Origin of the sequence: Intestinimonas sp. (assembly GCF_026169115.1) — a bacterium.
In the GTDB taxonomy this organism is placed as follows: domain Bacteria; phylum Bacillota; class Clostridia; order Oscillospirales; family Oscillospiraceae; genus Intestinimonas.
In genome coordinates this window covers 1-25,285 of the sequence record NZ_JAPFEA010000154.1, presented here as the reverse complement: position 1 = coordinate 25,285, position 25,285 = coordinate 1, and the positions used below count along the sequence as shown (strand labels likewise).

Below are 25,285 nucleotides of genomic sequence, written 5' to 3'. Positions count from 1 at the left end.
GTTTATTTGTGTTGGGATAGTTTTACGTTTAAGTAAAGGAAGGGATTTTTTATGAATTTCCATTTTACTCCTGATGAGCAAGACGTTCTGGACATGCTGCATGACTTCTGCGTGAAGGAAGTCGCCCCCATCGCCGCTGAGATCGACGAGACTGAGCGGTTCCCCGAGGAGACCTGGCACAAGCTGGCCGAGATGGGCATGATGGGCGTGGCTTACCCCGAGGAGTACGGCGGCGCCGGCCTGAGCTATGTCAACTACATCGGCGTGTGTGAGGAGCTGGCCAAGCACTGCGCCACCACCTCCGTCATGGTCTCCGCCCACAGCTCTCTGTGCTGCTGGCCCATCGCCGAGTACGGCACCGAGGAGCAGAAGCAGAAGTACCTGACCAAGCTGGCCTCCGGCGAGTGGCTGGGCGCCTTCGGTCTGACCGAGCCCGGCGCCGGCACCGACGCCGCCATGCAGAAGACCGTGGCCGAGGACAAGGGCGACCACTGGGTCCTCAACGGCTCCAAGATCTTCATCACCAACGCCGGCTTCGCCAACGTCTTCGTGGTCTTCGCCATGACCGACAAGAGCCTGGGCACCAAGGGCATCTCCGCCTTCATCGTGGAGAAGGACTTCCCCGGCTTCAAGGTGGGCGCTCACGAGAAGAAGATGGGTATTCGCGGCTCCTCCACCTGCGAGCTGGTCTTTGAGGACTGCATCGTGCCCAAGGAGAACCTGCTGGGCGAGCTGAACAAGGGCTTCAAGGTCGCTATGACCACCCTGGACGGCGGCCGTATCGGCATCGGCGCTCAGGCTCTGGGCATCGCTCAGGCCGCCATCGACGACACCGTGAAGTACACCAAGGAGCGCGTGCAGTTCGGCAAGCGCATCAGCCAGTTCCAGAACACTCAGTTCCAGCTGGCCGACATGCAGGCCAAGGTGGACGCTGCCCGTCTGCTGATCTACCGCGCCGCTCAGGCCAAGCAGGATCACGAGCCTTACAGCCACCTGGCTGCTATGGGCAAGCTGTACGCCTCTGAGGCCGCCTCCGACGTGACCCGTCGCTGCCTGCAGCTGGTGGGCGGCTACGGCTACACCCGTGAGTATCCCTTTGAGCGTTACATGCGCGACGCCAAGATCACCGAGATCTACGAGGGCACCTCTGAGGTCCAGCGTATGGTCATCTCCGGCTGGATGGGCGTGAAGTAAGCATCCCCCCAACCAACATAAAAAAGCGGGGCCGTACCATTTTGGTACGGCCCCGCTTTTTGCGCGGCTGTCCGGCCTGCGACGTCCCCGTTTCCGGGTGCTTACTTCATGCCGTTCTCGTAGGCTTCGATCATCTTCTTGACCATCTGGCCGCCGACGGAGCCGGCCTCGCGGCTGGTAAGGTCGCCGTTATAGCCCTTCTTCAGGTCGACGCCCACCTCCTGGGCCGCCTCCATCTTGAACTTGTTCATGGCCTCACGGGCGCTGGGAACCATAGGCTGATTGCTGTTATTGCTGTTGCTGGACATATTGATCGCATCTCCTTCTCTTTTTGTTTGTGGATTGGGAATCCAGACATAGCTTTACCCCAGCGCGCCGTTCTATGTGAGCCAGATTTTGCACAAATCACCAGTTTTCATCTGACCCTCTCAAACAAGAAACAGCACCTCCCGCCCTGAGGCGGGAGGTGCTGTCATTGGAGGTCTGTCAGGCGTCTGCCCGCTCCACATTGCCGATCTTCCGCAGGCCGTCCAGCAGGATGCCCTTTTGCTCCGGAGAAAACCCGCTCAGGATCTCCACATTGAGCCGTTCGATCAAACGGAGCACATCGTCCCGCAGAGCACTACCCTCCTCTGTGGGCACCACCTGTACGCTGCGGCGGTCCTCCGGGTCCACCACCCGGTTGATGAGTCCCCGCTTTTGCATCCGGTCCAGCACGCCGGAAATCGTCGAGTTTTCCAGGCGGAGGATCTGTGCGATCTCCTTGGGGGTGCAGGATCCGTTTTTCCACAGACAACTGAGCACGCCGTATTGTCCCGGCGTGATATTGAATTGTGACAGACCGGAAGAAAAGGTCTGGAAGACCTCATGCTGCGCGGTTGTCAGCAAATAGTTGATGCAGCTTTGCAATTCCATTTCGCCATTCACTGTTCTCATCTTTTCCTTTCTAAAAAACACGGTCGCCCTGGGCGGCTGTCCCACCGGCTCACGCGCCCCAGAGTTTCCGTTAAATAATTGTCTCGCGAACCATTATACCACAGCAAAATGGAGAATAGCAGTATTGATTTGAATTTTTTCGAAAAATGTGCACATTCCACTGTTTTCCGTCTGTTCACAGCGGCAACGCTCACCTGGTCCTATCATATCATTTCCCCGAAATATCCTTAATCAAAATATTTTGTTGACAGAACTACATGGGAGTGTTATACTGTCTGCGATAGGCAAGTTCCACAAATATTATCATGCTCTATGGCCAATTATCAACATTTTTTTGAAAGGAAGGTACCTATCATGATCGACTTCACCCTCGACTCTGTGCACCAGGAGCTCCAGGACATGTACCGCAAGTTCGCCGAGGAGCGCGTCAAGCCCCTCGCCCACGAGATGGATGAGAAGGAGGAGTTTGACCGCGGCCTGCTCAAGGAGATGCAGGAGTGCGGCTTCTTCGGCATTCCCTTCGGCGAGGAGTACGGCGGCGCCGGCGGCGACGTTCTCTCTTACGTCCTGTGCATGGAGGAGATGTCCAAGGTGGACGCCAGCACCGGCATCACCCTGTCCGTTCACACCTCCCTGTGCGCCTCTACCATCGAGGAGTTCGGTACCGAGGAGCAGAAGCAGAAGTGGCTGCGCCCCCTGGCCGACGGCTCCAAGATCGGCTGCTTCGGTCTCACCGAGCCCGGCGCCGGTTCCGACGTGGCGGGCGCCCGGACTGTGGCCGTGAAGGACGGCGATGAGTACGTCATCAACGGCGAGAAGATCTTCACCACCAACTCCGGCTTCGCCGATACCTTCCTCGTCTTTGCCCTTACCGACAAGTCTGTCCCCGCCCACAAGGGCATGTCCGCCTTCCTGGTGGACCGCAACACCCCCGGCATCACCGTCACTGCCGACATCCCCCGCATGGGTATCCGTGCCGCCTCCAACGCCGCTGTGGTGTACGAGGACGTCCGCGTCCCCGCTGAGAACCTGCTCGGCGGCGTCGAGGGCAAGGGCTTCAAGATGGCCATGAAGGCTCTGGACGGCGGCCGCATCGGCATCGCCGCTCAGTCCGTGGGCATCGCCCAGGGCGCCATCAACGAGGCCATCAAGTACGACAAGGAGCGCGTCCAGTTCGGCAAGACCATCGCCTCCTTCCAGAACACCCAGTTCAAGCTGGCCGAGATGCAGACCAAGGTGGACGCCGCCCGTCTGATGACCTGGCGCGCCGCCGTGGCCAAGGACAAGGGCGAGGCTTACAACGTCTACGCCGCCATGGCCAAGCTGATGGCCTCCGAGGTCGCCAACGAGGTCACCCGCGGCTGCGTGCAGCTGCTGGGCGGTTACGGCTATGCCCGTGAGTACACCGTGGAGCGCATGATGCGCGATGCCAAGATCACCGAGATCTACGAGGGCACCAGCGAGGTCATGAAGATGGTCGTCTCCGGCTCCATGAACCTGAAGTAAATCTTCTCTCCCTGCTGCAGCGCCCGACCCTGGGCCGGACGCTGCATGCTCCCTCCTTTTTGGCCGCCGCAATGCGTCCGGACAGATCCCACCGGGGCCCTTGGTCCCGCTGCCCGGCGTAGAGGCGTCCACTCCGGCTTGGCATTCCCACACGCCGTTTTACGGCCTGCCTTGCTCCGGAACCGACAGACAGCCGTCCCGCTCCCTCCTGAGAGCGGAACGGCTGTCTGTTTTTGTCTCATCCCAGCACCCGCTGAATGGTGATCCCCAGGCGCTTCATTTTTTTATAGAGCAGGCTCCGCTCTACCCCCAGCTCCTGGGCCGCCGCCCGCACATTCTGGCCGTTCCGGCGCAGCGTCTGTCGGATGAGCTCCGCCTCGTAGGCGTTCACCATCCCGGTCAGACCGCCGCCGCCCGTGTGCTGCTGGATGGGGACCCGGGAGGCCACCTTCGGTGGCAGGTCCTCCACATCGATGAGGACCTTGTCGCAGGAGGCATAGGCGCCGGCGATCACGTTCTGGAGCTCCCGGACGTTGCCCGGCCACGGATAGGCCCGCAGGCAGCTCTTCACCCGGTCAGAGAGGAGGATGTTGGTCTTATACCGCCGGTTGAGCTCATTGAGATAACACCCCGCGTGGAGCAGGATGTCCCCTGGCCGATCCCGCAGGGGGACGGTCTCGATATTGATGACCGCCAGGCGGTAATAGAGATCCTCCCGGAACCGCCCCTGGGACATCATCTGCTGCAAATCCTGCCGGGTAGCCGCCACAAGGCGCACATCCACCGGGATGGGGCTCTCCCCTCCGACCCGCTCCACCTTTTGGTCCTGGAGGACCCGCAGCAGCTTCACCTGGAGGGGGAAGGGCATGTCCCCGATCTCATCCAGAAAGAGGGTGCCGCCGTTGGCCAGCTGGAATTTTCCCGGCTTTCCCCCCTTCCGGGCGCCGGTAAAGGCCCCCTCCTCATAGCCGAAGAGCTCCGATTCCAGCAGATTGTCGGGGATGGCCCCGCAGTTGACGGCCACAAAGGGGCCGTTGCGCCGGTCGCTCTCCAGGTGGACGGCCTTGGCCACCACCTCCTTACCGGTGCCCGTCTCCCCAGTGATGAGGACGGGAAAGTCGGTCCTGGCCGCCTGGGTCCCCGCCCGCTTGAGCTCCAGCAGCTTGGGGTCCTTGCCGATGAGATCGGCAAAGCCGCTGGCGCTGGAGATACTCTCCTGATAGACCTCTTTGTAATAGCGCAGCTCAGCCTCGACGATCTCCCGGGCCGTGTCCACGGCCCGCTGCCGGAACTTCATATGGGCCGCCGCGCCGATCAGCTCCCCCGCTTCATCAAAAATGCAAAACCGATTGGCCACGGCGTATACCTCCGCCTCGTCCCGGGTCTCCCCCTGGCCATAGGGCTGAATGTAGACGCCGCTGCCGCCGTCCCCCCGGTGCCGCCGGGCCAGAACGTCATACATGGAGGTTGTGGTGATAACCGAGCCAATGGGCCGCCCTATCACATCCTCCCGCCGCTTGGCCAGGAAGTCGCAGTAATTCTGATTGATCTCCGTGATGATCCCATCCCGGTCCACCACAATGAAGCCGTCCTCGGTTTTGTCCAGAAATTCCTCCAAGATCAGGCGGTACCTGTGGTCCTCTGTCATGCCGTTCCCTCCGCTCCCATATTCTGTTTTGGTTATACCACGGCAGCGCCCCCGTAGCAAGCTGATTTGTGGAATTTTTGACACAAAGTCGCAAAATAAATACGCGCGCTCTGCGGCCACCCTCCCTGTCACCGGCCTCCGCCGGTCCGCAGCCATGCTTTTTCCCTGCTTTCCGGTCATTTTGGAAACTTTTCTTCTCCCTCTCCCCACAGAGCAGACTTGGCACCATTCTGGCATACATTTTTATCAGGATGGCGGCGGGCGGATGCCCGCATCTGTGAAAATGTCTCTGAGCCCTATCAGTTCGTCATCGCAAGAGAAATGCTCAAATAACACCCCGAGGACAAGATGGAAAGGATGTGTACTATGGAAAAGATCGACCTCAACCAGCTCATCGGCATGAAGATGGAGCCCCGTTACGTAGAGTACAACTGGAGGGACGTGGCCCTCTATGCCCTGGCTGTGGGCGCTCACAAGGAGGATCTGCAGTACTACTACGAAAAATGTCTCAAGGCCATCCCCACCTATGGCGCAGTCCCCTACTGGGCCACCGTCAACGTGCGCCCCTATCAGTGGATGCCGCTGCCCGCCTCCATGCTGGCCGACGAGCTCATCAAGCCCACCATCGCCTTCCTGAACATGGACCACGAAATCATCATGCACCGGCCCATCGACCCCATCAAGGGCACCTTCCAGTGGCAGGACCAGATCGTGGACGTCTATGACCGGGGCGAGGGGAAGGGCGCTGTGGTCAAGACAAAGATCGACGTCCGGGACGAAGCCGGCAACCTGGTGTGCACCAACTATTCCACCACCTTCTTCCATGAGGCGGGCGGCTTCGGCGGCAAGCCCATGCCCAAGAGCAGCGTGGTCATCCCTGACCGGGACCCCGACTTTGCGCTGGACGACTATGTGACTCCGGTGCAGAACCTGCTCTACCGTCTGACCGGCGACACCAACCTCATCCATGTGGACCCGGAATACGCCAAGAATATGAAGTTTGACCAGCCCATCGTCCAGGGCCTTTGCTCCTTCGGCTTTGCCTGCCGCATGGCCATCGACGCCCTCATCCCCGGCCAGCCGGAGCGTATGACGCGCATGGCTGCCCAGATGAGCAGTCCCCTGCTCCCCGGCACGCCGGTCCAAACCCAGATTTGGAAAATTGACGAAGGGACCGCCTACTTCCGTTTCATTGACAAGAACACCGGCAAGGCCGTTCTCAACCGCGGCGTCTTCCAGTGGGCATAACGCATTTTTTGCGCTGAAAATTGGTGTGGCCAACCTCCGTCTCGTTTTACGTTAAATAGTACTGTAATCGAATTATTTTCTATCAAAATTTCTTGAAGAAAAAAGAAATATTGACCGAAACAAAAAATGCCATAAAAAAGATTTACGTGCAATAGCAACAAAACATTATTGACTTTAATGGAATAATACTATATTCTTAAGTCGGAAAGCGGTTTTGACTTTTGTCGATACCGCACAAATGGCAACATCCGAAGGTCAAATTTACGGGAGGTAATTTGTTATGAACAACCTGCTTCTGGAAGTGGAAAACGGGATCGCCCTGCTGACCATCAATCGTCCCAAGGCCCTGAATGCCCTGAACAGCGAGACCCTGGCCGAGCTGAACACCTGCCTGGCTGAGTTGGAGAATAACGAGGAGGTCAAGGTGGTCATCCTCACCGGTTCCGGTGAGAAGTCCTTCGTGGCCGGCGCCGACATCTCTGAGATGGTCAACGCCACTCCCGCCGAGGGCCGCAAGATGGGCCTGCTGGCCCGCGAGGCTTTTGGCCGTCTGGAGAACATGCCCCAGGTCACCATCGCTGCCGTGAACGGCTTCGCTCTGGGCGGCGGCTGCGAGATCTCCATGGCCTGCGACATCCGTGTGGCCTCTGAGAACGCCAAGTTTGCTCAGCCCGAGTGCGGCCTGGGCATCCTGCCCGGCTTCGGCGGCACCCAGCGTCTGCCCCGTCTGGTGGGCAAGGGCCGCGCCAAGGAGCTCATCTTCACCTGCGACATGATCAGCGCCGACGAGGCTTTCCGTATGGGTCTGGCCAACCACGTGGTGCCCCAGGCCGAGCTCATCGACTACTGCAAGGCTATGGCTGGCCGCATCATGAAGAACGGCCCCTTCGCCGTGGCTCTGGCCAAGCAGGCCATCAACACCGGCTCCGACACCGATCTGGACAGCGGCCTGAAGCTGGAGGCCAACCTCTTCGGTCTGAGCTTCTCCACCGCCGACAAGCTGGAAGGCATGACTGCTTTCCTGGAGAAGCGCAAGGAGAAGCACTTCATCGGCAAGTAAGGACCTGCCTGTCTGTTTTCTCCGTCATGCCTTCCAGCACTCCGCGCAGCGGAGCCGGCGCGTCTGCGCTGTCCAAGCGTCCCGCCCCGGCGGGACCTTGGTCCGGACGGGATTCACTTCTGGCCGGACCGGGTGGAGTGGGGCCCCAATGGGCAACCGCCCATTGGGAATGGCATGACCGCTTTCCTGGAGAAGCGCAAGGAGAAGCACTTCATCGGCAAGTAAGCCGCTCTACTCGCCGCGCCGGCCCCGGACATTGACCAGACCGCCGGCGCAGAGATCCCTGTGACCGTGCCCGGCCCGGAGCCTCCCACCGAGAGGATACATCCGGGGCAAGTCTCCCGCAAAGGGACGGCCCGGTGTTCCTCAGCCAGGAGCTCCGGGCCGGGCTTTTTTCGCTGTACGGTCCCGGTTGGAAGTTGTTGATCCGCCGGGGTCCATATCATGGGAAGGGAAGGATCACATTATGTCCAAGAAACCCATTATCACCGCAGCTGAGGCCGCCGCTCTGGTCAAGGATGGCGACGTCATCACCACCAGCGGCTTCGTGGCCAGCGCAATGCCCGAGGCCCTCAACCGCGCCCTGGAGGCCCGCTTCCTGGAGAGCGGCTCCCCCAAGGACCTGACCCTCTTCTACGCCGCCGCCCAGGGCAACCGGGACGGCAGCGGCGCCGACCACTTCGCCCACGAGGGCATGCTCAAGCGGGTCATCGGCGGCCATTACAACATGGTCCCCGAGCTGGGCAAGCTCATCAACGCCAATAAGCTGGAAGCCTACAACCTGCCCCAGGGCACCCTGTCTCAGCTCTACCGTGACATCGCCGGCCACAAGCCCGGCCACATCACTCACGTCGGCCTGAACACCTTCGCCGATCCCCGGATCGAGGGCGGCAAGCTCAACTCCATCACCACCGAGGACATCGTGGAAGTGGTGGACATCCTGGGCGAGGAGAAGCTCCTCTACAAGGCCCTGAAGTTCGACGTGGGCTTCATCCGCGGCTCCTATGCCGACGAGAACGGCAACGTCACCCTGGAGCACGAGTGCTGCACGCTGGAGGCCACCTCCATCGCCCAGGCCGTGAAGAACTCCGGCGGCAAGCTGGTGGTCCAGGTCGAGAAGGTGGTCCAGAACGGCGGCCTTGACCCCAAGCTGGTCAAGATCCCCGGCATCTATGTGGATGCGCTGGTCATCTGCGAGAACAAGGAAGACCACGCTCAGTGTCAGGGCTGCGACTACGACGGCTCCATGACCGGCGACTTCCGGGTGCCCCTGGGCAGCCTGGAGTATCCGCCCATGAGCGCTAAGAAGATCATTGGCCGCCGGGCGGCCATGGAGCTGGAGCCCGACAAGGTGGTCAACCTGGGCATCGGCATCCCCGAGTACATCTCCATGGTGGCCAACGAGGAGGGCATCGGCGACTACATGACCCTCACCGTGGAGGCCGGCCCCGTGGGCGGCGTGCCCCAGGGCGGTCCCAAGTTCGGCGGCTCCGTCAACGTGGAGTCCATCCTGGACCAGCCCTATCAGTTTGACTTCTATGACGGCGGCGGCGTGGACCTGGCCTTCCTGGGTCTGGCCCAGGCCGACAAGGACGGCAACATCAACGTCTCCAAGTTCGGTCCCCGGATCGCCGGCTGCGGCGGCTTCGTCAACATCACCCAGAACGCCAAGAAGGTCTTCTTCTGCGGCACCTTCACCGCCGGCGGCATCAAGACCCACGTGGAGGACGGCAAGCTGGTCATCGACCAGGAGGGCCGCGAGCAGAAGATGATCGACACCGTGGAGCAGATCACCTTCTCCGGCGCCTACGCCAACAAGACCGGCCAGCCCGTCAAGTACATCACCGAGCGCGCCGTCTTCGAGCTGCGCCCCGACGGCGTCTACCTCACCGAGGTGGCCCCCGGCATCGACGTGCAGACCCAGGTCGTCGACCTCATGGGCTTCACCCCCAAGATGGAAGAGGGCGGCCCCAAGCTCATGGACGAGCGCATCTTCCACGACGGCCTCATGGGCCTGAAGTGATCGTTCCTGCCCACACTGCCGGACGGCCCTTCCTGTTCCGTGGCCGTCCGGCCGCCCGGGCGCGGCGCGTCCGGACCTGTTCCGCACCCTTTGTATTTGAGATTGAGACAGAAAGGGGACTTTTCCTTTGAACTGGGGAATCCTGATCCTATTTGTTGCCATTGTTTTGTTCGGCCTTCTGGCCTTCCGGGGCATTTCCGCTCTGATCCTTGCCCCCCTCGTCACCTGCTTCGTGCTGATCCTCTCCCCCATTTTCGCCGGGCAGGACATCGCCATCCTGGAGGGCCTGAAGACGCAGTTCATGCCCGCCGCTGCCAACTACGTCTCCAGCTACTTCCTGGTCTTCTTCGTGGGCGCCATCTTCGGCGCCGTGTATCAGTTCACCGGCGCCGCGAAATCCATTGCCAAATGGCTGGCCGGCATGTGCCACGGTAAGTTTGTGGCCCCCATCATCATGTGCATCACTGGTCTGCTGACCTACGGCGGCATCTCCGGCTTCGTGGTCTTCTTCGTCATTTACCCCATCGCGCTCCAGATGTTCCGCTCTGCCAACCTAACCCGCCGCCTGATCCCCGCCGCTATCTCCGCCGGCTGCTGGACCTGGTCTATGTATGGCCCCGGCTCCCCCTCCATCCAAAACGTTATCCCCATCGATATCCTGGGCACCACTCCCACTGCCGCTCTGGTGCCTTCTCTGATCGCCACCGTGGCCTCCTTCGTCATGATCTTCGTGTGGCTGGAGTACCGCGCCCGCTCCTTCTCCAAGCGCGGCTTCTTCTTCCACGATGACCGTATGCGGACCCAGCTCTCCCCCGAGGAGCTCCAGGAGGACGACCCCAGCGAGGTCCTCCCCAACCCCATCGTGGCCCTCATCCCCATCGCCGTCATCCTCGTCATGTTCAACGCCCCCATCCTGCTCAAGGCCGACGGCACCCGCGGCGGTTTCCCCGTTGAGACCTCCGTCTTTGCCGGCGTGGTCCTGGCCTGCATCCTCTTCTTCCCCCGCGTCGAGGGCGGCATCAACGGCTGGGTCAAGGTCTTCAACAAGGGCGCTGCTGACTCCGGCGTGTCCATCCTGAACACCGCTATCGTCGTCGGCTTCGGCGGCGTGGTGCAGAACACCCAGGGCTTCCATGACCTGGTCGAGGCCCTCACCCACCTGAACATGAACCCCCTCATCTTCGTCATGATTACCGTGGCTGTCTGCGCCGGCGCCTGCGGCTCCGCCTCCGGCGGTATGGGCGTCGCCTTCAACGCTCTGAAGGACATCTACGCCTCCCTGGGCGCCAACTTCCAGTACGTCCACCGCATCGGCGCCATCGCTGCCGGTACCTTGGACACCCTGCCTCACCAGGGCGCTCAGATCACCCTGCTGGGCATCTGCAAGTGCACCCACAAGGAAGCCTACTTCGACATTGCCATCACCCAGATCGCCATTCCCTTCATCACCTGCTTCATCTTCATCGCGCTGGCGTCTACCGGTATGGGCGTGTAACCATCGTTTTCTCCAAAAGCATGAGACGGCGAAAGCCGTCTCATGTTTTTTTATACAAATTTATCCCGCTAAACCTGTTCATATTTCCAGCTTGACACTGCGCTCCCAGCGTGGTACATTGTAATCACAATAGTTCTGCATCAAAACTATTTTGATTGTGAACTATATCCCACACTGCTTCATTCACCCAGCCATTTTCCCACCAAGCGACCCGACAAGCCATCAGACAGACGAAAGGACGTGCCCTATGAACTTTGCCCTTTCTCAGGACCAGCAGCAGCTCCAGCAGCTCGCCCGTGACTTTGCGGAGAAGGAGCTTCTCCCCGGCGTGCGGGAGCGGGACGAAAAAAGCGAATTCCCTCTGGACGCCTTCCGAAAGCTGGGCAAGACCGGCATCTACGGCCTTCCCTACCCCACCGAGGTGGGCGGCCTGGGCGGCAGCTACCTCAGCTACATCCTGGCTGTGGAAGAGGTCTCCAAGGTAGACGCCGCCTTCGGCATCGCCTTCTCCGTGGATACCTCCCTCTACGGCGGCAGCATCATGAACTCCTCCGCACCCACCGAGATCAAGAAGAAATTCCTGGCCCCCATCACCTACGGCGAGAAGATCGGCTCCTTCGGCCTCACCGAGCACACTGCCGGTTCTGACGCCGCCGGGCAGAAGACCGTGGCCGTGAAGGACGGGGACAGCTACGTCCTCAACGGCTCCAAGTGCTTTAACACCAACGGCCCGCTGGCCGACTACACCGTCGTCTACTGCCTCACCGACCCCGCCCTGGGCACCAAGGGCATGGCCGCCTTTGTGGTGGAGAAGGGCACCCCTGGCTTCACCGTAGGCAAGGTGGAGGACAAAATGGGCATCCGCTCCGCCCACGTCTCCGACATGCACCTGGACAACGTCCGGGTCCCTGCCGAGAACATGATCGCCCAGCCCGGCGAGGGCTTCAAGCTGGCCATGAAGACCCTGGACGGTGGCCGCATCGGCGTGGCGGCCCAGGGCCTGGGCCTTGCCAAGGGCGCCTTTGAGATCGCCCGGAAGTACATGATGGAGCGCCAGCAGTTCGGCAAGCCCATCGCCAAGCAGCAGTACCTCGCCTTCAAGATGGCCGAGCTCCAGACCAAGATCCAGGCCGCCGAGCTGCTGCTCTACAAGGCCGCCATCTGCAAGGAGGAGGGCCAGCCCTATACCGTCCCCGCCGCCATGGCCAAGATGACCTGCACCAACGTGGCCATGGAGGTCACCACCGAGGCGGTCCAGCTCCTGGGCGGCAACGGCTACATGAAGGACTACCATGTGGAGCGCATGATGCGCGACGCCAAGATCACCCAGATCTACGAGGGCACCAACGAGATCCAGAAGCTGGTCATCAGCGGTCAGCTCTTCCGCTAAAGACCTCTTCCTTCCTTTTACCCAACGCACTCAACACGACCTTCCCAGCACGATGGCCGGACGATCCCGATCAGATCGTCCGGCCATCAGCTTGTCGAAAAGCCCCTTGGGGCTTTTCGACAAGCTGACGACTTTTTCGATTTTATCGAAAAAGTTCCTGACTGAACGCGAAAGTGGGGGCTCACCGCCCCCCTTTCACACTTTTCCCCCGTGGCTTACTTTGCGTGGCTCCACTTTTTCGATAGGCTCGGCCGGACGATCCCGATCAGATCGTCCGGCCATCTTTCTTCTGGGAGCGCTTTCCAAAGCGTCTGCCGTCTGCTATACTTATCCCTATACCGCCGGCCCCGCCGGGAAAGGAGATTTTCATGGAGCAAAAGACCGTTCTCATCACCGGCGCCGCCCGCGGCATCGGCGCCGCCGCCGCCCGGACCTTCGCCGCCGCCGGGTATGCCGTGGCCATCCACTACCATACTTCCGAGTCCGAGGCCCTGGCCCTGGCAGACGCCCTCACCGCCGCCGGCCATACTGTTATGACCGTCCAGGCCGACCTCTCCGACCCGGAACAGGTCCGGCAGATGGTTGACAATGTGTTGGATAATTTTTGTCAACTTGACATTCTGATATGCAATGCTGGCCGTTCCTGGACCGGATTGCTCTGTGACATGAGTGACCGGGAGTGGCGGACCCTGATGGGAGCCGACCTGGACGGCGTCTTCTACTGCTGCCGGGCGGTCTACCGGCACATGGTCTCCCGGAAGACCGGGCGCATCCTCACCGTCTCCTCCATGTGGGGCCGCTCCGGCGCCTCCTGCGAGGCGGCCTATTCCGCCGCCAAGGCCGGCGTCATCGGCCTGACCCAGGCGCTGGCCAAGGAGTTGGGGCCCTCCGGCATCACCGTAAACTGCGTGGCCCCCGGGGTCATAGACACCCAAATGAACGCCCATCTGGGCCCCCAGGCCCTCCATGAGCTGGCCGAGGAAACCCCACTGGGCCGGCTGGGGACCCCAGAGGACGTGGCCAGCACCCTCCTCTTTCTGGCCTCCCCGGAGGCCGCTTTCCTCACCGGACAGGTCATCGGCGTGGACGGTGGCTTCCTCTGAGCGCGGACATTGTGGCTTTTGTTCATAGTTTTGACATATTTTTCTCCTTTTGTTAGTCAAATCGACGGTTGACAATTTACGAGGCATGGGCTTATAATTGTCAACAACCTAAAGGAGGTTTTACTATGAAAATGAATCGCGCTTTGTCTCTTGCACTGGCTGGCGCGCTGGGCCTGTCCATGCTGGCCGGCTGCGGCGGCGGCTCCGCCAACGCCCCCGCTCCCGCCGAGTCCGGCGCTCCCGAGTCCGGCTCCCCCGCCGGCGCCATCCTGATCGGCGGCATCGGTCCCCTGACCGGCTCCAACGCCGTGTACGGCCAGGCCACCAAGCAGGGCGCTGAGATCGCCATTCAGGAGATCAACGCCCTGGGCGGCCTTCAGCTCGCTCTGGACTCCCAGGACGACGAGGGCGACACCGAAAAGTCCCTGAACGCCTACAATACCTTGAAGGACAACGGTGCTCAGATCATCTACGGCTGCACCACCACCGGCCCCTGTGTGGCCGTGGCCGCCGAGACCAACAGCGACCGCTACTTCCAGATCACCCCCTCCGCCTCCTCCACCGATGTCACCGCCGGCAAGGACAACGTGTTCCAGGTGTGCTTTACCGACCCCAACCAGGGCATCACCGCCGCCAACTACATCAAGGACAACGGCCTTGGTACCAAGGTGGCCATCATCTACAACAACGGCGACCCCTATTCCACCGGCATCTACAATTCCTTCCAGGCCACTGCCGATGAGATCGGCCTGGAGATCGTCACCGTTCAGACCTTCCCCGACGACAGCAACACCGACTACAACGTGCAGCTCTCCGCCGCCAAGGACGCCGGCGCTGACCTGGTGTTCATGCCCATCTACTACAATCCCGCCTCCCTGGTGCTCAGCCAGGCCAAGAGCATGGGCTACGCCCCCACCTTCTTCGGCTGCGACGGCATGGACGGCATCCTGGACCTGGAGGGCTTTGACAAGTCCCTGGCCGAGGGCCTGATGCTGATGACCCCCTTCAACGCCTGGGCCGAGGACGAGCGCACCGTCAATTTCGTCGCCGAGTACCAGGAAGCCTACGGCGGTCTGCCCAATCAGTTCGCCGCTGACGGCTATGACTGCATGTACGCCATCTACGAGGCCTGCACCGCCGCCGGCATCACCGCCGACATGAGCGCCGAGGAGGTCTGCGACGCCCTCATCGCCCAGTTCACCGCCGACGGCTTCAGCGTGGACGGTCTCACCGGCACCGGCATGAGCTGGGCTGAAAACGGCGAGGTCACCAAGGCCCCCGTGGTGGTCAAGGTCGAGGGCGGCGTGTACGTCACCCAGTAAGTCCCCAGCATCCGCTGACAGGAGAACAAAAGCGGGCTGCCGGCGCACCGGCGGCCCGCTTTTCCCCGTATACTCCGTTTGTATGGCGGACACATCCGCAGCCCCATCAGGGCCGCTGATGTTTCTGCCATACAGCGCCCCTGAGAGAACACTAAAGAGAGGTGAATGGTTTGAGCTTCCTCAACAATCTGATTACCGGCATCAGCCTGGGCAGCGTCTACGCCATCATCGCCCTGGGCTACACCATGGTATACGGCATCGCCAAGATGCTGAACTTTGCCCACGGCGACGTCATCATGGTGGGCGCCTACATGATCTTCTTCGCCTGCGGCAGCTTCGGCCTGCCCCCCCTGGTGGGCATCCTGCTGGCCGTTGTGGTGTGTACCGTTCTGGGCGTGGTCATCGAAGGGCTGGCCTACAAGCCCCTGCGCCAGGCCACGTCCCTGGCCGTCCTCATCACCGCCATCGGCGTGAGCTACTTTTTGCAGAACGCCGCCCTGCTGCTGTGGGGCGCCGACCCCAAGGTCTTTACCTCCGTCATCCCCGAGGGCTCCCTGCCCATCGAAGGGGTGAACATCACCTATGTCTCCCTGGTCACGGTGATCGCCTGCGTGGTCATCATGCTGGCCCTCACCTGGTTCACCGGCAGGACCAAGATGGGCAAGGCCATGCGGGCCTGCTCCGAGGACAAGGAGGCCGCCCAGCTCATGGGCATCAACGTCAACCGCACCATCTCCATGACCTTCGCCATCGGCTCCGCCCTGGCCGCCATCGCCAGCGCCCTGCTCTTCTCCAGCTACAAGAGCCTGATCCCCACCAGCGGCTCTCTCCCCGGCATCAAAGCCTTTACCGCCGCCGTCTTCGGCGGCATCGGCTCCATCCCCGGGGCCATGCTGGGCGGCATCCTCCTGGGGGTCATCGAGACCTTTGCCAAGGTCATCAACACCAACATTTCCGACGCGGTGGTCTTCGCCGTGCTCATCATCGTGCTGCTGGTCAAGCCCGCCGGTCTGCTGGGCAAGACCGTCCGCGAGAAAGTCTGAGGTGGCGGACATGAAGAAATTAACTCCCAGCCGCAAGCGGCTGGTCAACAACTCCATCACCTACGGCATCGTCATCGCCGCCTTCGTCATCCTCCAGGTGCTGGGGGGCGGCGGAATGCTGTCCTCCTCCATCCGGGGCCAGCTGGTGCCCATCTGCGCCTATGTGGTCATGGCCATCGCCCTCAACCTGGTGGTGGGCATCTCCGGCGAGCTGAGCCTGGGCCACGCCGGCTTCATGAGCGTGGGCGCCTTCTCCGGCGTGGTGGCCGCCATCTCCCTCCAGAGCATCATCCCCAACGACACCCTGCGGCTGGTGGTGGCCATGGTCATCGGCGCGCTGCTGGCCGGCGTGGCCGGCGTCATCGTGGGCGTGCCGGTGCTCCGCCTCCGGGGCGACTATCTGGCCATCGTCACCCTGGCCTTCGGTGAGATCATCCGCAACATCTTCAACGTGCTCTATGTGGGCGTGGACGCCAACGGCCTCCACTTCTCCCTGAAAAATGAGATGGCCCTCGGCCTGGAGGAGGGCGGCACCGCCATCCTGAAGGGGCCCATGGGCTTCACCGCCAACACAAAGCTGGCCACCTTCACCGCCGGCTTTATCCTCATCCTCATCACCCTCACCGTGGCCCTCAACCTCATCCACAGCCGGACTGGCCGCGCCATCATGGCCCTGCGGGACAACCGCATCGCCGCCGAGAGCGTGGGCATCGGCGCCACCCAGTACAAGCTGACCGCCTTCGTCACCTCCGCGGTGCTGGCGGGGGCAGCCGGCGTGCTCTACGCCATGAATTACTCCTCTCTGGCCCCCAAGAAGTTCGACTTCAACACCTCCATCCTCATTCTGGTCTTCGTGGTGCTGGGCGGCATCGGCAACATCCGGGGCTCCATCATCGCCGCCGCCTTCCTCACCTACCTGCCCGAGCTGCTGCGCACCTTTGACCTGGACGAGTACCGGATGCTGGTGTACGCCATCGTCCTCATCCTGGTGATGCTGGTCACCAACAACCCCACCCTCCGGAGCCTGTTCACCTTCTCGGGGCGCAGGGCCAGGAAGGAAGAAGCGCAGAAGGGAGGCGCGGCACAGTGAACGAGCGTCTGAAAAACAAGCAGCCCACCAAAATGGTGCCGGTGCCCAGCCACTCCATCGTCCCTGAGCGGGACGTGGATAAGCCCCCCATTCTGGAGTGCCAGCACCTGGGCATCGACTTCGGCGGCCTGACCGCTGTCAACGAGTTCAACCTCACCGTGGGCCGCACCGAGATCGCCGGCCTCATCGGCCCCAACGGCGCCGGCAAGACCACCGTCTTTAACCTGCTGACCAAGGTGTACCAGCCCACCCGGGGCACCATCCTCCTGGACGGCAAGGACACCCACGGCATGAACACCGTCCAGGTGAACAAGGCGGGCATCGCCCGTACCTTCCAGAACATCCGGCTCTTTGACAAGCTGACGGTGGAGGACAACGTGAAGATCGGCCTCCACAACCAGATCCGCTACCCCATGTGGAGCGGCGTCCTCCGCCTGCCCAACTACTGGAAGAAGGAGAAGCTGGCCCACGAGAGCGCCATGGAGCTCCTCCACATCTTCGAGATGGAGGACCTGGCCAACCATCATGCCGGGAGCCTGCCCTACGGCGCCCAGCGCCGGCTGGAGATCATCCGCGCCCTGGCCACCAATCCCTCCCTGCTGCTGCTGGACGAGCCGGCGGCGGGCATGAACCCCTCTGAGACCGCCGACCTGATGGAGAACATCCTCAAGATCCGGGACACCTTCCAGATCGCCATCATGCTCATCGAGCACGACATGAACCTGGTCATGGGCATCTGCGAGGGCATCTGCGTGCTCAACTTCGGCCAGGTCATCGCCAAGGGCACCCCCGCCGAGATCCAGGCCAATCCCAAGGTGGTGGAAGCCTACCTGGGCTCCCAGAAGAAGGAGGGCTGACGCCATGCTGAAGGTCAACAACATCAATGTCTATTACGGCGCCATCCACGCCATCAAGGACGTGTCCTTTGAGGTCAACGACGGGGAGATCGTCACCCTCATCGGCGCCAACGGCGCCGGCAAGTCCACCACCCTCCAGACCGTCTCCGGCCTGCTGCGCTCCCGTACCGGCTCCATTGAGTTTATGGGCAAGGATATCAGTACGGTCCCCCCCGACAAGCTGGTGGCCCACGGCCTGGCCCAGGTCCCGGAAGGCCGCCGGGTCTTCCTCCACATGACGGTGGAGGAGAACCTGGAGATGGGGGCCTTTACCCAGCCCGCCTCCACCATCCCCCCCAACCTGGAGCGGGTATACGAGCAGTTTCCACGGTTGAAGGAGCGGCGGAAACAGGTGGCGGGCACCCTGTCCGGCGGCGAGCAGCAGATGCTGGCTATGGGCCGGGCCCTCATGTCCAACCCCAAGCTCCTGATGCTGGACGAGCCCTCCATGGGTCTGGCCCCCATCCTGGTGGAGCAGATCTTCGACATCATCCAGCAGCTCCACAAGGCGGGCACCACCATCCTCCTGGTGGAGCAGAACGCCCAGATGGCCCTCTCCGTGGCCGACCGGGGCTATGTGCTGGAGACCGGCCACATCACCCTCACCGGCCCCGGCAGAGCCCTGCTGGCCGACGAAGCCGTGAAAAAAGCCTATCTGGGCGGCTGAGGACTTCATTTGATTCCACCGCCTACGGACGGCGAACCATTCGCCGGGCATCCTTTTTTGGCGAATATTTCCCTTTGCACCGGGCGGAAATGGTGATAAAATATCCTCCGAGATCCACCCGTCCCCCGTCTCATCAAGAAGGAGAGAGCGCCCATGCCCAACTACTTTGCCCATCTGACCTTCGGCGCCCAGTGCCTGGACCGGCTGCCCCGGCCCCTGGCCCTGCGCCTGGAGCGGGAACGCCCCGCCTTTGACCTGGGCTGCCTGGGCCCCGATCCGCTCTTCTTTTACCGGGTGGGGCGGCCCAACCCGGTCCGCCGGGAGGGCATGACCATGCACGCCCGGTCCGCCCTGCCCGCCTTCGAGGGGCTCCGCAGCGCCCTGGAGGAGGGGCTGCCCATGGCCGCGGGCTATGCCGCCGGCTTCCTGTGCCATCTGGCTCTGGACCACGCCTGCCACAAGTGGGTGGACCAGACCGCCGACACCGGCGACCTCACCCATCTGGCCATGGAGGCCGAGTTTGACCGGCTCCTCATGGAGCGGGCGGGCCTGACCGCCCTGGGCCGGTCCTACCTGCCCCCGCCGCCCGGGCCCGAGGTCTTCGCCGCCGCCGCTCGAGCCTACCGGCGCGCCTCCCCGGAGCAAGTGGAGGAGGGCTACCGCACCATGTGCAGAGACACCGCCTTTTTTGCCCACCTCTCCGGCCACAGGCTCAGCCAGCCGGCCAACCGGCTGGTGGGCTCCCTGCCCGTCCTGCGGGCCCTCAAGGGGGTCTTCCTCACCGCCGACTCCCAGCGCCGCTTTGTCCGGAGCAACGCCTTTCTGACCCGCCGCCTGGCCGATACCATCCCCGAGACCGCCGTTCAGATCGCCCGCTTTTTCCGTGCGGTGGAGACCGGCGCCGCCCTGGACCCCTGGCTGGACCGGGATTTCAAGGGGCTCCTGCCCCGGGAGGGCTTTCACCGCCTTCCCACCTCGGCCCCCGCTTATTAAAGGAGAACGATATGCTGAGGACCCGCCGTCAGCTCTGCTGACGGCGGGTCCTTTACCGTGCCCGGTCCCTCTGGCCGGGGAGATGTCCCCAGCCGGGACCGGCCCGGAACGTGGGACAGGACGCTGCCCGGATCCGCCGTCGGCCCCCTCCGTCGGGAGAGCCGCCCTGTCCTTTCGCCTTTCGCCTGAGGGTGACGCCACCCGGCACCGGCTTAAAAGGAGAGGTTTTCTCTGTGTCCAGCGGACTGCCGTTCGGCCTGTCCGAGCTTAGTATGTCCCGGACGGTCCGGACGATTCACCCATTTTCTGGTATAGAGCCTGTCATATTTGTCCAGAATAGGCATAGAAGTGAAAACAGGACCAGCCAGAAAGGAGGCGCTGCCATGGTGGAGGCCGCGCGTAAAAAGGTATTTTTCTTTCGCCGCCGGGGGGAGAGCGTACGGGAAGGGGAGCTGCGGGCCCTGAAGGAGGGCCTGGACCGGACCCGGGTCCTCATCAATCAGGCTTATGCCGGGTTCAACGGCACCGACGACCCCGACCTCATCGAGTCCTATGTCTTTGAGATCAACGCCCTCCAGGCCCGGTACGCCTATCTGCTGCGCCGGGTCAAGGGCCTGGAGGGGCAGGTGGAGGGCAGATGACCGCCCTGAGCGGCACCCTGCCCTGGCTGCTGGTGGGCCTGACCGCCGTGGGCGTCCTCCTCCTGCTCCGGGCCCCCATCCGCTTTCTGGGCCGCCTTTGCCTGCGCACCCTGGTCTCCCTGGGAGCGCTGGCGGCTTTCAGCCCCCTGGGCGCCCCGCTGGGCTGCGCCCTGGGCATCAATCTGGCCAACGCCCTGGTCCTGGCCCTGCTGGGCGCTCCGGGCTTCGGCCTGCTCCTCCTTCTCAACTGGGCCCTCGGTCTCTGACGGGGGCCTGAGCCTGTCGACAAAGTCGACAGGCTCTCTCAAAAATGCAAGCATTTTTTCGAAGAGTTACAGCCTGCTGCGTCGCACTTCGTCGGGGCAAAGTCCACGCCGCTCATCCCGGCCTGGCGGCCAGGCATCGTTCCGCTTTCCTAGCCCTCCTCTCCCAAACAAAGCCGCTTCGCCGGGCTTTGTTTGGGGCCCCGACTCGCACGCTTGCAGGCTGAGCAGTGTTTTTTCAAGGCACATGTCCTTGAAAAAAACAGATCTTATTTTCTTCCGTCGTCTTCGGACGACGGAACTCTGCGAGGCTCTTGCACAAAATTTGAGGTATTTCTGCTTTTTCGACAAGCTGCGGCCCTCGGTCTCTGACCGGGGCCTTTCTTCTTTTTTCGCGTTTGTTCACAGATTAGAAACAAAAGTGCGGTAAAATGTAGCCTGCTTCAAAGACCATTCCCGCCGGCTCCGCCGGCGCAGACAGAGAAAAGCAGGTGACTTCTCCATGATAAAACGAATCCTCCGTCCGTGCCTTCTGGCCCTGGCGCTGACCGTCGGCGCCGTCCTGCCCGTCTCCGCCGCCGCCTTTTCCGATGTGCCCTCCGACGCCTGGTATGCCCAGGCTGTGAATACCGTGGCTGACGCCGGCATCATGAACGGCACCACCTCCGCCTCCTTCTCCCCCGACGAACAGGTCACCCGCGGCATGGTGATGGCTGTTCTGTGGCGTCTGGCCGGCAGCCCGGACCCCGCCGCGCCGGCGGCCTTTTCCGACGTGGAGGACTGGTATTACTACGCCGACGCCGTGGCCTGGGCCCAGGAGACGGGGATCGCCTCCGGTCTGGGGGACGGCACCTTCGGCGGCGGCAGCATCGTCACCCGGGAACAGCTGTCCGTCTTCCTCTACCGGTACAGCCAGCAGGCCGGCCATGAGCTGGCCAACGGCGTGCTGGACCTCTACAACGACGTGGACAGCGTCCACGACTGGGCCCTGGACGGCATGGCCCACGCAGTGGGGGCCGGTCTCATCACCGGCACCGACGCCGGCAGCCTGGAGCCCGCCGGTCCGGCCACCCGGGCCCAGCTGGCGGTCATCCTTCAGCGGCTCATGACTCCCGCAGTGGGCTGAGCTCCGCTCCGCCCGGCTCCGCCCCTCACTCCCACCCGCCGGCCCTGCCGGCGGGTGGGCCTTTTTGCCATGCAACCTGTCCGCTGCGGACGGACAGCGTTCTTCCTATGTTACAGGAATGTTACGGCAAAATCACGAATTTCCCAGCTACCCCGGACGTCAAGCCCCTGTCTTTTAGGTCCTATCTTAGGTAAAAGATGCAGAATTCTCCCGCAAACATATTATATCGGCACTTTTTTGCAGACAATAAGTGCTATAACCGACGACTGGATTCGACCAAAAAGAACTTGACTGACCGCCGGAAAGCGTGTATCATGCTTTTGTAACCTTTTGTAATCATTTAGGTTTGATCTGTTACTTTTATCCGACTATTTCCGTCGGAATTTCTGAGAATCGTGCAAGGGAGGCATCACCTGCATGGATGAGATCCTGCATTCCCCACAGAGAGAACTGCTGCGCCGTCGACAGCGCAAAGGCTCCACCCCCGCCGGGGGAGAGAGGGCCGAGCGCCTGAAGGAGCGTTTTTCCCAGTTTATGGACGCCGCCAGCGCCCGGAGCCAGGTGCTCCGCCGCCAGGGAGCCCGGGTCTACCACCGGGCCAGTTCAGCCATCGCCGGCAAGCCCAAGATGGCTCCCCTGCCCTTTCTGGCCCTCAGCGCCGTCATCGGCGTGGCCGCCATCGTGGGCACCATGTACCTTCCCGCTTACGTGGTCACCGTAGACGGCACCGACGTGGGCGTGATCCGGGACCGGGCCGTCTATGAGCGGGCCGCCGAGCGGGTGGAGGACCGGGCCAGCAAGATCCTGGGCTATGACTATGAGCTGGGCCACACCATCACCTACTCCTCGGCCCTGGTGGAGCGAAACGAGCTCACCCCTGCCGCTGACATCGAAAACTACCTCTTTGACCAGATCGGCGCCATCAAGAAGGACTACGTCCTCACCGTGGATGGGCAGTTTGCAGGAGCCGTCGCCGACCGCGCCGTCCTGGACCAGCTCCTGGACGACCTGGCCGCCCCCTATGTCAACGAGAACACCATCTCGGTGGACTACACCAAGAAGGTCCACATCACTCAGGAGTATATCGCCGCTGACGCGGAGCAGGACGCCGCCTCCATCATGGCCGCCCTCACCGCCAACACCAACGGACAGACTACCTACGAGGTCCAGAAGGGTGATACCTTCATGGCCCTGGCCTTTGACAACGGCATGACCATGGCCGAGATGGAGGCCCTCAACCCGGATGTGGACATCAACCGGCTCTATATCGGCCAGATCCTCAACATCAAGGAAGAGATCCCCTTCCTGGGCGTGGAGACCGTGGACGCCCTCACCTATACCGAAGCCATCGCCTGTCCTGTCCGCGAGGTGGAGGATAGCAGCATGTATCAGGGCGAATCCAAGGTGCTGGACGCCGGCGTCCCCGGCGAGGCCCTGGTGACCGCCGATGTGACCTATGTCAACGGCGTGGAGCGGGAGCGGAACATCACCTCCTCCACCACCGTCCGTGAGGCCACCGAAAAGGTGGTGGCCGTGGGCACCAAGGAGCGGCCCACCTGGTACCCCACCGGCAACTATATCTGGCCGGTGTACGGCAACATCACCTCCCGGTTCGGCTACCGGTATATCTTCGGCTCTTACAGCTACCACTCCGGCCTGGACATCGCCGTCCCCTACGGCACCAGCGTCAAGGCTTCCGACGGCGGCACCGTCACCTTTGCCGGCTACAAGGGCAGCTACGGCTACCTGGTCATCATCGACCACGGCAACGGGGAAAAGACCTATTACGGCCACAACTCCAAGCTGCTGGTCTCCGCCGGCGACAAGGTCTACCAGGGGCAGACCATCGCCAAGGCCGGCTCCACCGGCCGCTCCACCGGCAGCCACTGCCACTTCGAGATCCGCATCAACGGCACGTCGGTGAACCCCTCCGCCTACCTCAACTGAACAGGTAAGTCCTCTGCTGGGCGGTATCCATTGGATACCGCCCGGCTTTTTTCATCAAGCTCCAGTCCACGGATTGGTCGTCCTGAGCACGGCTATAGACGCGGGTCGTGGAGAGCGCAGACCGATGGCTTCCCCCGCAGCGTGAAGAACGGAAATTTTTTTATCTAATTTCCGACCTTTGTCACAAAAATAGACTCCGATTCGATATAATGGATAGAGACCGGTCTCCAAAGCAGTGGTGGACAGCCCGGGCCATCCGGATCACCAAAGCCGCGCCGGTATTCACAGCGCAGCAGCTGGAGAAAAAACTGCGGAGGTGTCTCCCATGGAACAACAACAGCGCAACAGCGGCATTGATCTGCTTCGGATGGTCTCCATGCTCATGGTGGTGGTCCTCCATGTGCTGGGGCAGGGCGGCGTGCTGGCTGATCTGCCCCAGGGCACGTTCAGGTGGGCCCTGGGCTGGGGATTGGAGAGCGCCTGCTACTGCGCGGTGAACTGCTTCGGCATGGTCAGCGGCTATGTGGCCCACAGCCGGAAGCTCTCCCTCCGGCGGTGCGTGGAGCTCTGGGCCCAGGTGGCCTTTTCCTCCGCCGGTATCACCCTGCTCTTCAAGCTCCTTCTGCCCGGCTCCACCAGCTTCCGCAGTGTACTGGCCGCCTGTTTCCCCGTCATGCGGCAGCAGTACTGGTACTTTACCGCCTACTTCGCCCTCCAGTTTTTCGCCCCCTATCTCACCATCCTCCTGGAATCTCTCTCCCGGACTCAGATAAAGCAGCTCCTGTCCGCTGTCCTTGGGGTGTTCTGCCTTCTCCCCCTCATCGCCGGCCGGGACCTCTTCTTCCTCAAGGCGGGGTACAGCACCCTGTGGTTGTGCCTTCTTTTCCTGATCGGCGGCTGCCTGCGCTTCCTGGGGGAGGAACGCCCCAGCCGGCCTGGCCGGTACTTCGCCGGCTATCTTCTCTGCGTCCTTCTCACCGCTCTCGCCCGGCTCCTGCCCGGTTTCCCCCGTGGGGGCCTCTTCCTCAGCTATACCTCCCCCACGGTGCTGGGAGCCGCCCTCTGCCTGGTACTGGCCTTCCGGAGCCTCTCCATCCGCAGCCCCGGAGCTCTGGGGTGGATCGCCCGGCTCTCCCCCCTCTCCTTCGGCGTCTACCTCATCCACACCCACCCCTCGGTGTGGAATCTCCTGCTTGCCGGGCTGTTCCGGGGCTATGCGCTCCTCCCTGCCCCGGCCCTCCTGCCTGTGGTCCTGCTTACCGCCGCCGGTATCTTTCTGGTCTGCGCCGGCGTCGACGCCCTCCGGGCCCGGCTCTTCCGGGCGGTGCTCCCGCCCCTGTTTCGGGCCTTCTCCCGCCGGGGCGTCCCCGTCTGAGCACGCCACCCCGGCAAAGAAATCCGCGGGACGGTCTTGTAATTTTGTCACCACTTTGTTACCATTATAGTGTATCCAAACAGGGGAATATTTTGCCCCTGATCCTGGAACAGAAAGGTGGAACACGGGAAAATGAAGAAAAAGATGCTCGCGCTGCTTCTGGCGGCGGCCATGGTGATGGGCCTGGCTGCGCCTGCCCTGGCGGCGGAAGAGAGCGAGAGCGGGAAGATCGTGATCCTGCACACCAACGATGTGCACTGCGGGATCGATCCTTCCGCCGACGAGGAGACCGGCGCGGTGACCAATCTGGGCTACGCCG

The 25,285-nt window shown here is 62.2% G+C and carries 23 protein-coding genes; 20 read left to right on the top strand and 3 right to left on the bottom strand.

Annotated elements, in window-relative coordinates; genetic code table 11:
- The first annotated feature begins 51 nt into the window (after positions 1-51).
- Positions 52-1,194, top strand: coding sequence for an acyl-CoA dehydrogenase (locus Q0Y09_RS13015; RefSeq protein WP_297722595.1), 1,143 nt, complete (start codon positions 52-54; stop codon positions 1,192-1,194).
- A 101-nt stretch (positions 1,195-1,295) separates the two neighbouring features.
- Here the strand turns inward: Q0Y09_RS13015 and Q0Y09_RS13010 are convergent, their stop codons facing one another.
- Both Q0Y09_RS13010 and Q0Y09_RS13005 read right to left on the bottom strand, forming a co-directional pair.
- Positions 1,296-1,502: an alpha/beta-type small acid-soluble spore protein gene (locus tag Q0Y09_RS13010; protein ID WP_297722592.1), complete on the bottom strand. Its 207-nt coding sequence runs from the start codon at positions 1,500-1,502 to the stop codon at positions 1,296-1,298.
- A gap of 178 nt (positions 1,503-1,680) precedes the next feature.
- A complete protein-coding gene (locus Q0Y09_RS13005) occupies positions 1,681-2,109 on the bottom strand; it encodes a MarR family winged helix-turn-helix transcriptional regulator (protein WP_297722589.1) in 429 nt (142 codons plus the stop codon).
- A 378-nt stretch (positions 2,110-2,487) separates the two neighbouring features.
- Between Q0Y09_RS13005 and Q0Y09_RS13000 the strand changes: the two genes are divergently transcribed.
- The gene (locus tag Q0Y09_RS13000; RefSeq protein ID WP_367184392.1) at positions 2,488-3,636 is read left to right on the top strand and encodes an acyl-CoA dehydrogenase family protein; all 1,149 of its coding nucleotides are present in this window, start codon (positions 2,488-2,490) and stop codon (positions 3,634-3,636) included.
- A 238-nt stretch (positions 3,637-3,874) separates the two neighbouring features.
- Here Q0Y09_RS13000 and Q0Y09_RS12995 read toward each other — a convergent pair whose 3' ends face one another.
- Positions 3,875-5,284, bottom strand: a complete 1,410-nt coding sequence (locus Q0Y09_RS12995; protein WP_297722583.1) for a sigma 54-interacting transcriptional regulator — start codon at positions 5,282-5,284, stop codon at positions 3,875-3,877.
- A gap of 366 nt (positions 5,285-5,650) precedes the next feature.
- Here Q0Y09_RS12995 and Q0Y09_RS12990 point away from each other — a divergent pair, with 366 nt between their 5' ends.
- The 18 genes from Q0Y09_RS12990 to Q0Y09_RS12905 all read left to right on the top strand — a co-directional run.
- Positions 5,651-6,532, top strand: a complete 882-nt coding sequence (locus Q0Y09_RS12990; protein ID WP_297722580.1) for a MaoC/PaaZ C-terminal domain-containing protein — start codon at positions 5,651-5,653, stop codon at positions 6,530-6,532.
- 280 nt (positions 6,533-6,812) lie between these two features.
- Positions 6,813-7,592: an enoyl-CoA hydratase-related protein gene (locus tag Q0Y09_RS12985; RefSeq protein WP_297722577.1), complete on the top strand. Its 780-nt coding sequence runs from the start codon at positions 6,813-6,815 to the stop codon at positions 7,590-7,592.
- Between the two features lie 466 nt (positions 7,593-8,058).
- Entirely contained in the window at positions 8,059-9,615 is a 1,557-nt protein-coding gene (locus Q0Y09_RS12980) for an acyl CoA:acetate/3-ketoacid CoA transferase (protein ID WP_297722574.1), read from the top strand.
- 127 nt (positions 9,616-9,742) lie between these two features.
- A complete protein-coding gene (locus Q0Y09_RS12975; protein WP_297722571.1) occupies positions 9,743-11,110 on the top strand; it encodes a Na+/H+ antiporter NhaC family protein in 1,368 nt (455 codons plus the stop codon).
- A gap of 247 nt (positions 11,111-11,357) precedes the next feature.
- Positions 11,358-12,500, top strand: a complete 1,143-nt coding sequence (locus Q0Y09_RS12970; RefSeq protein ID WP_297722568.1) for an acyl-CoA dehydrogenase family protein — start codon at positions 11,358-11,360, stop codon at positions 12,498-12,500.
- Positions 12,501-12,868: 368 nt separating this feature from the next.
- On the top strand, positions 12,869-13,603 hold the full coding sequence (gene fabG / locus Q0Y09_RS12965; protein WP_297722566.1) for a 3-oxoacyl-ACP reductase FabG: 735 nt from the start codon (positions 12,869-12,871) through the stop codon (positions 13,601-13,603).
- A 125-nt stretch (positions 13,604-13,728) separates the two neighbouring features.
- Entirely contained in the window at positions 13,729-14,925 is a 1,197-nt protein-coding gene (locus Q0Y09_RS12960) for an ABC transporter substrate-binding protein (protein ID WP_367184391.1), read from the top strand.
- Positions 14,926-15,095: 170 nt separating this feature from the next.
- Complete coding sequence (locus Q0Y09_RS12955; protein ID WP_297722561.1) at positions 15,096-15,968, top strand: branched-chain amino acid ABC transporter permease; 873 nt, start codon at positions 15,096-15,098, stop codon at positions 15,966-15,968.
- Between the two features lie 10 nt (positions 15,969-15,978).
- Positions 15,979-17,058, top strand: coding sequence for a branched-chain amino acid ABC transporter permease (locus Q0Y09_RS12950; protein ID WP_297722557.1), 1,080 nt, complete (start codon positions 15,979-15,981; stop codon positions 17,056-17,058).
- A 32-nt stretch (positions 17,059-17,090) separates the two neighbouring features.
- Positions 17,091-17,915, top strand: a complete 825-nt coding sequence (locus Q0Y09_RS12945) for an ABC transporter ATP-binding protein (RefSeq protein ID WP_297722616.1) — start codon at positions 17,091-17,093, stop codon at positions 17,913-17,915.
- Between the two features lie 4 nt (positions 17,916-17,919).
- Positions 17,920-18,621: an ABC transporter ATP-binding protein gene (locus Q0Y09_RS12940; RefSeq protein WP_297722554.1), complete on the top strand. Its 702-nt coding sequence runs from the start codon at positions 17,920-17,922 to the stop codon at positions 18,619-18,621.
- Between the two features lie 153 nt (positions 18,622-18,774).
- Entirely contained in the window at positions 18,775-19,614 is an 840-nt protein-coding gene (locus tag Q0Y09_RS12935; RefSeq protein WP_297722552.1) for a zinc dependent phospholipase C family protein, read from the top strand.
- Between the two features lie 383 nt (positions 19,615-19,997).
- Positions 19,998-20,255 carry a DUF2508 family protein gene (locus Q0Y09_RS12930; protein ID WP_297722549.1) on the top strand — a complete coding sequence of 86 codons (258 nt, stop codon included), beginning with the start codon at positions 19,998-20,000 and terminating at the stop codon, positions 20,253-20,255.
- Positions 20,252-20,521, top strand: coding sequence for a pro-sigmaK processing inhibitor BofA family protein (locus Q0Y09_RS12925; protein WP_297722546.1), 270 nt, complete (start codon positions 20,252-20,254; stop codon positions 20,519-20,521). The genes Q0Y09_RS12930 and Q0Y09_RS12925 overlap by 4 nt, the downstream gene beginning before the upstream one ends.
- A 499-nt stretch (positions 20,522-21,020) precedes the next feature.
- On the top strand, positions 21,021-21,644 hold the full coding sequence (locus Q0Y09_RS12920) for an S-layer homology domain-containing protein (protein ID WP_297722543.1): 624 nt from the start codon (positions 21,021-21,023) through the stop codon (positions 21,642-21,644).
- A gap of 417 nt (positions 21,645-22,061) precedes the next feature.
- Complete coding sequence (locus tag Q0Y09_RS12915) at positions 22,062-23,591, top strand: peptidoglycan DD-metalloendopeptidase family protein (protein ID WP_297722540.1); 1,530 nt, start codon at positions 22,062-22,064, stop codon at positions 23,589-23,591.
- A gap of 325 nt (positions 23,592-23,916) precedes the next feature.
- Positions 23,917-24,966 (top strand): acyltransferase, encoded by a 1,050-nt coding sequence (locus Q0Y09_RS12910; protein ID WP_297722537.1) that lies wholly within the window; start codon positions 23,917-23,919, stop codon positions 24,964-24,966.
- A gap of 132 nt (positions 24,967-25,098) precedes the next feature.
- Positions 25,099-25,285: hypothetical protein (locus tag Q0Y09_RS12905; RefSeq protein ID WP_297722534.1), on the top strand; the 187-nt coding region annotated here is incomplete at its 3' end.

Bases quoted from the DNA above. Each gene is read 5' to 3' on its own strand.
- Q0Y09_RS13010 (WP_297722592.1), bottom strand. From the start codon at position 1,502: ATGTCCAGCAACAGCAATAACAGCAATCAGCCTATGGTTCCCAGCGCC.
- Q0Y09_RS12945 (WP_297722616.1), top strand. From the start codon at position 17,091: ATGGTGCCGGTGCCCAGCCACTCCATCGTCCCTGAGCGGGACGTGGAT.
- Q0Y09_RS13005 (WP_297722589.1), bottom strand. From the start codon at position 2,109: ATGGAATTGCAAAGCTGCATCAACTATTTGCTGACAACCGCGCAGCAT.
- Q0Y09_RS12985 (WP_297722577.1), top strand. From the start codon at position 6,813: ATGAACAACCTGCTTCTGGAAGTGGAAAACGGGATCGCCCTGCTGACC.
- Q0Y09_RS12940 (WP_297722554.1), top strand. From the start codon at position 17,920: ATGCTGAAGGTCAACAACATCAATGTCTATTACGGCGCCATCCACGCC.
- Q0Y09_RS12910 (WP_297722537.1), top strand. From the start codon at position 23,917: ATGGAACAACAACAGCGCAACAGCGGCATTGATCTGCTTCGGATGGTC.
- Q0Y09_RS12995 (WP_297722583.1), bottom strand. From the start codon at position 5,284: ATGACAGAGGACCACAGGTACCGCCTGATCTTGGAGGAATTTCTGGAC.
- Q0Y09_RS12920 (WP_297722543.1), top strand. From the start codon at position 21,021: ATGATAAAACGAATCCTCCGTCCGTGCCTTCTGGCCCTGGCGCTGACC.
- fabG (WP_297722566.1), top strand. From the start codon at position 12,869: ATGGAGCAAAAGACCGTTCTCATCACCGGCGCCGCCCGCGGCATCGGC.
- Q0Y09_RS12990 (WP_297722580.1), top strand. From the start codon at position 5,651: ATGGAAAAGATCGACCTCAACCAGCTCATCGGCATGAAGATGGAGCCC.
- Q0Y09_RS12930 (WP_297722549.1), top strand. From the start codon at position 19,998: ATGGTGGAGGCCGCGCGTAAAAAGGTATTTTTCTTTCGCCGCCGGGGG.
- Q0Y09_RS12950 (WP_297722557.1), top strand. From the start codon at position 15,979: ATGAAGAAATTAACTCCCAGCCGCAAGCGGCTGGTCAACAACTCCATC.
- Q0Y09_RS12980 (WP_297722574.1), top strand. From the start codon at position 8,059: ATGTCCAAGAAACCCATTATCACCGCAGCTGAGGCCGCCGCTCTGGTC.
- Q0Y09_RS12970 (WP_297722568.1), top strand. From the start codon at position 11,358: ATGAACTTTGCCCTTTCTCAGGACCAGCAGCAGCTCCAGCAGCTCGCC.
- Q0Y09_RS12935 (WP_297722552.1), top strand. From the start codon at position 18,775: ATGCCCAACTACTTTGCCCATCTGACCTTCGGCGCCCAGTGCCTGGAC.
- Q0Y09_RS13015 (WP_297722595.1), top strand. From the start codon at position 52: ATGAATTTCCATTTTACTCCTGATGAGCAAGACGTTCTGGACATGCTG.
- Q0Y09_RS12915 (WP_297722540.1), top strand. From the start codon at position 22,062: ATGGATGAGATCCTGCATTCCCCACAGAGAGAACTGCTGCGCCGTCGA.
- Q0Y09_RS12925 (WP_297722546.1), top strand. From the start codon at position 20,252: ATGACCGCCCTGAGCGGCACCCTGCCCTGGCTGCTGGTGGGCCTGACC.
- Q0Y09_RS12960 (WP_367184391.1), top strand. From the start codon at position 13,729: ATGAAAATGAATCGCGCTTTGTCTCTTGCACTGGCTGGCGCGCTGGGC.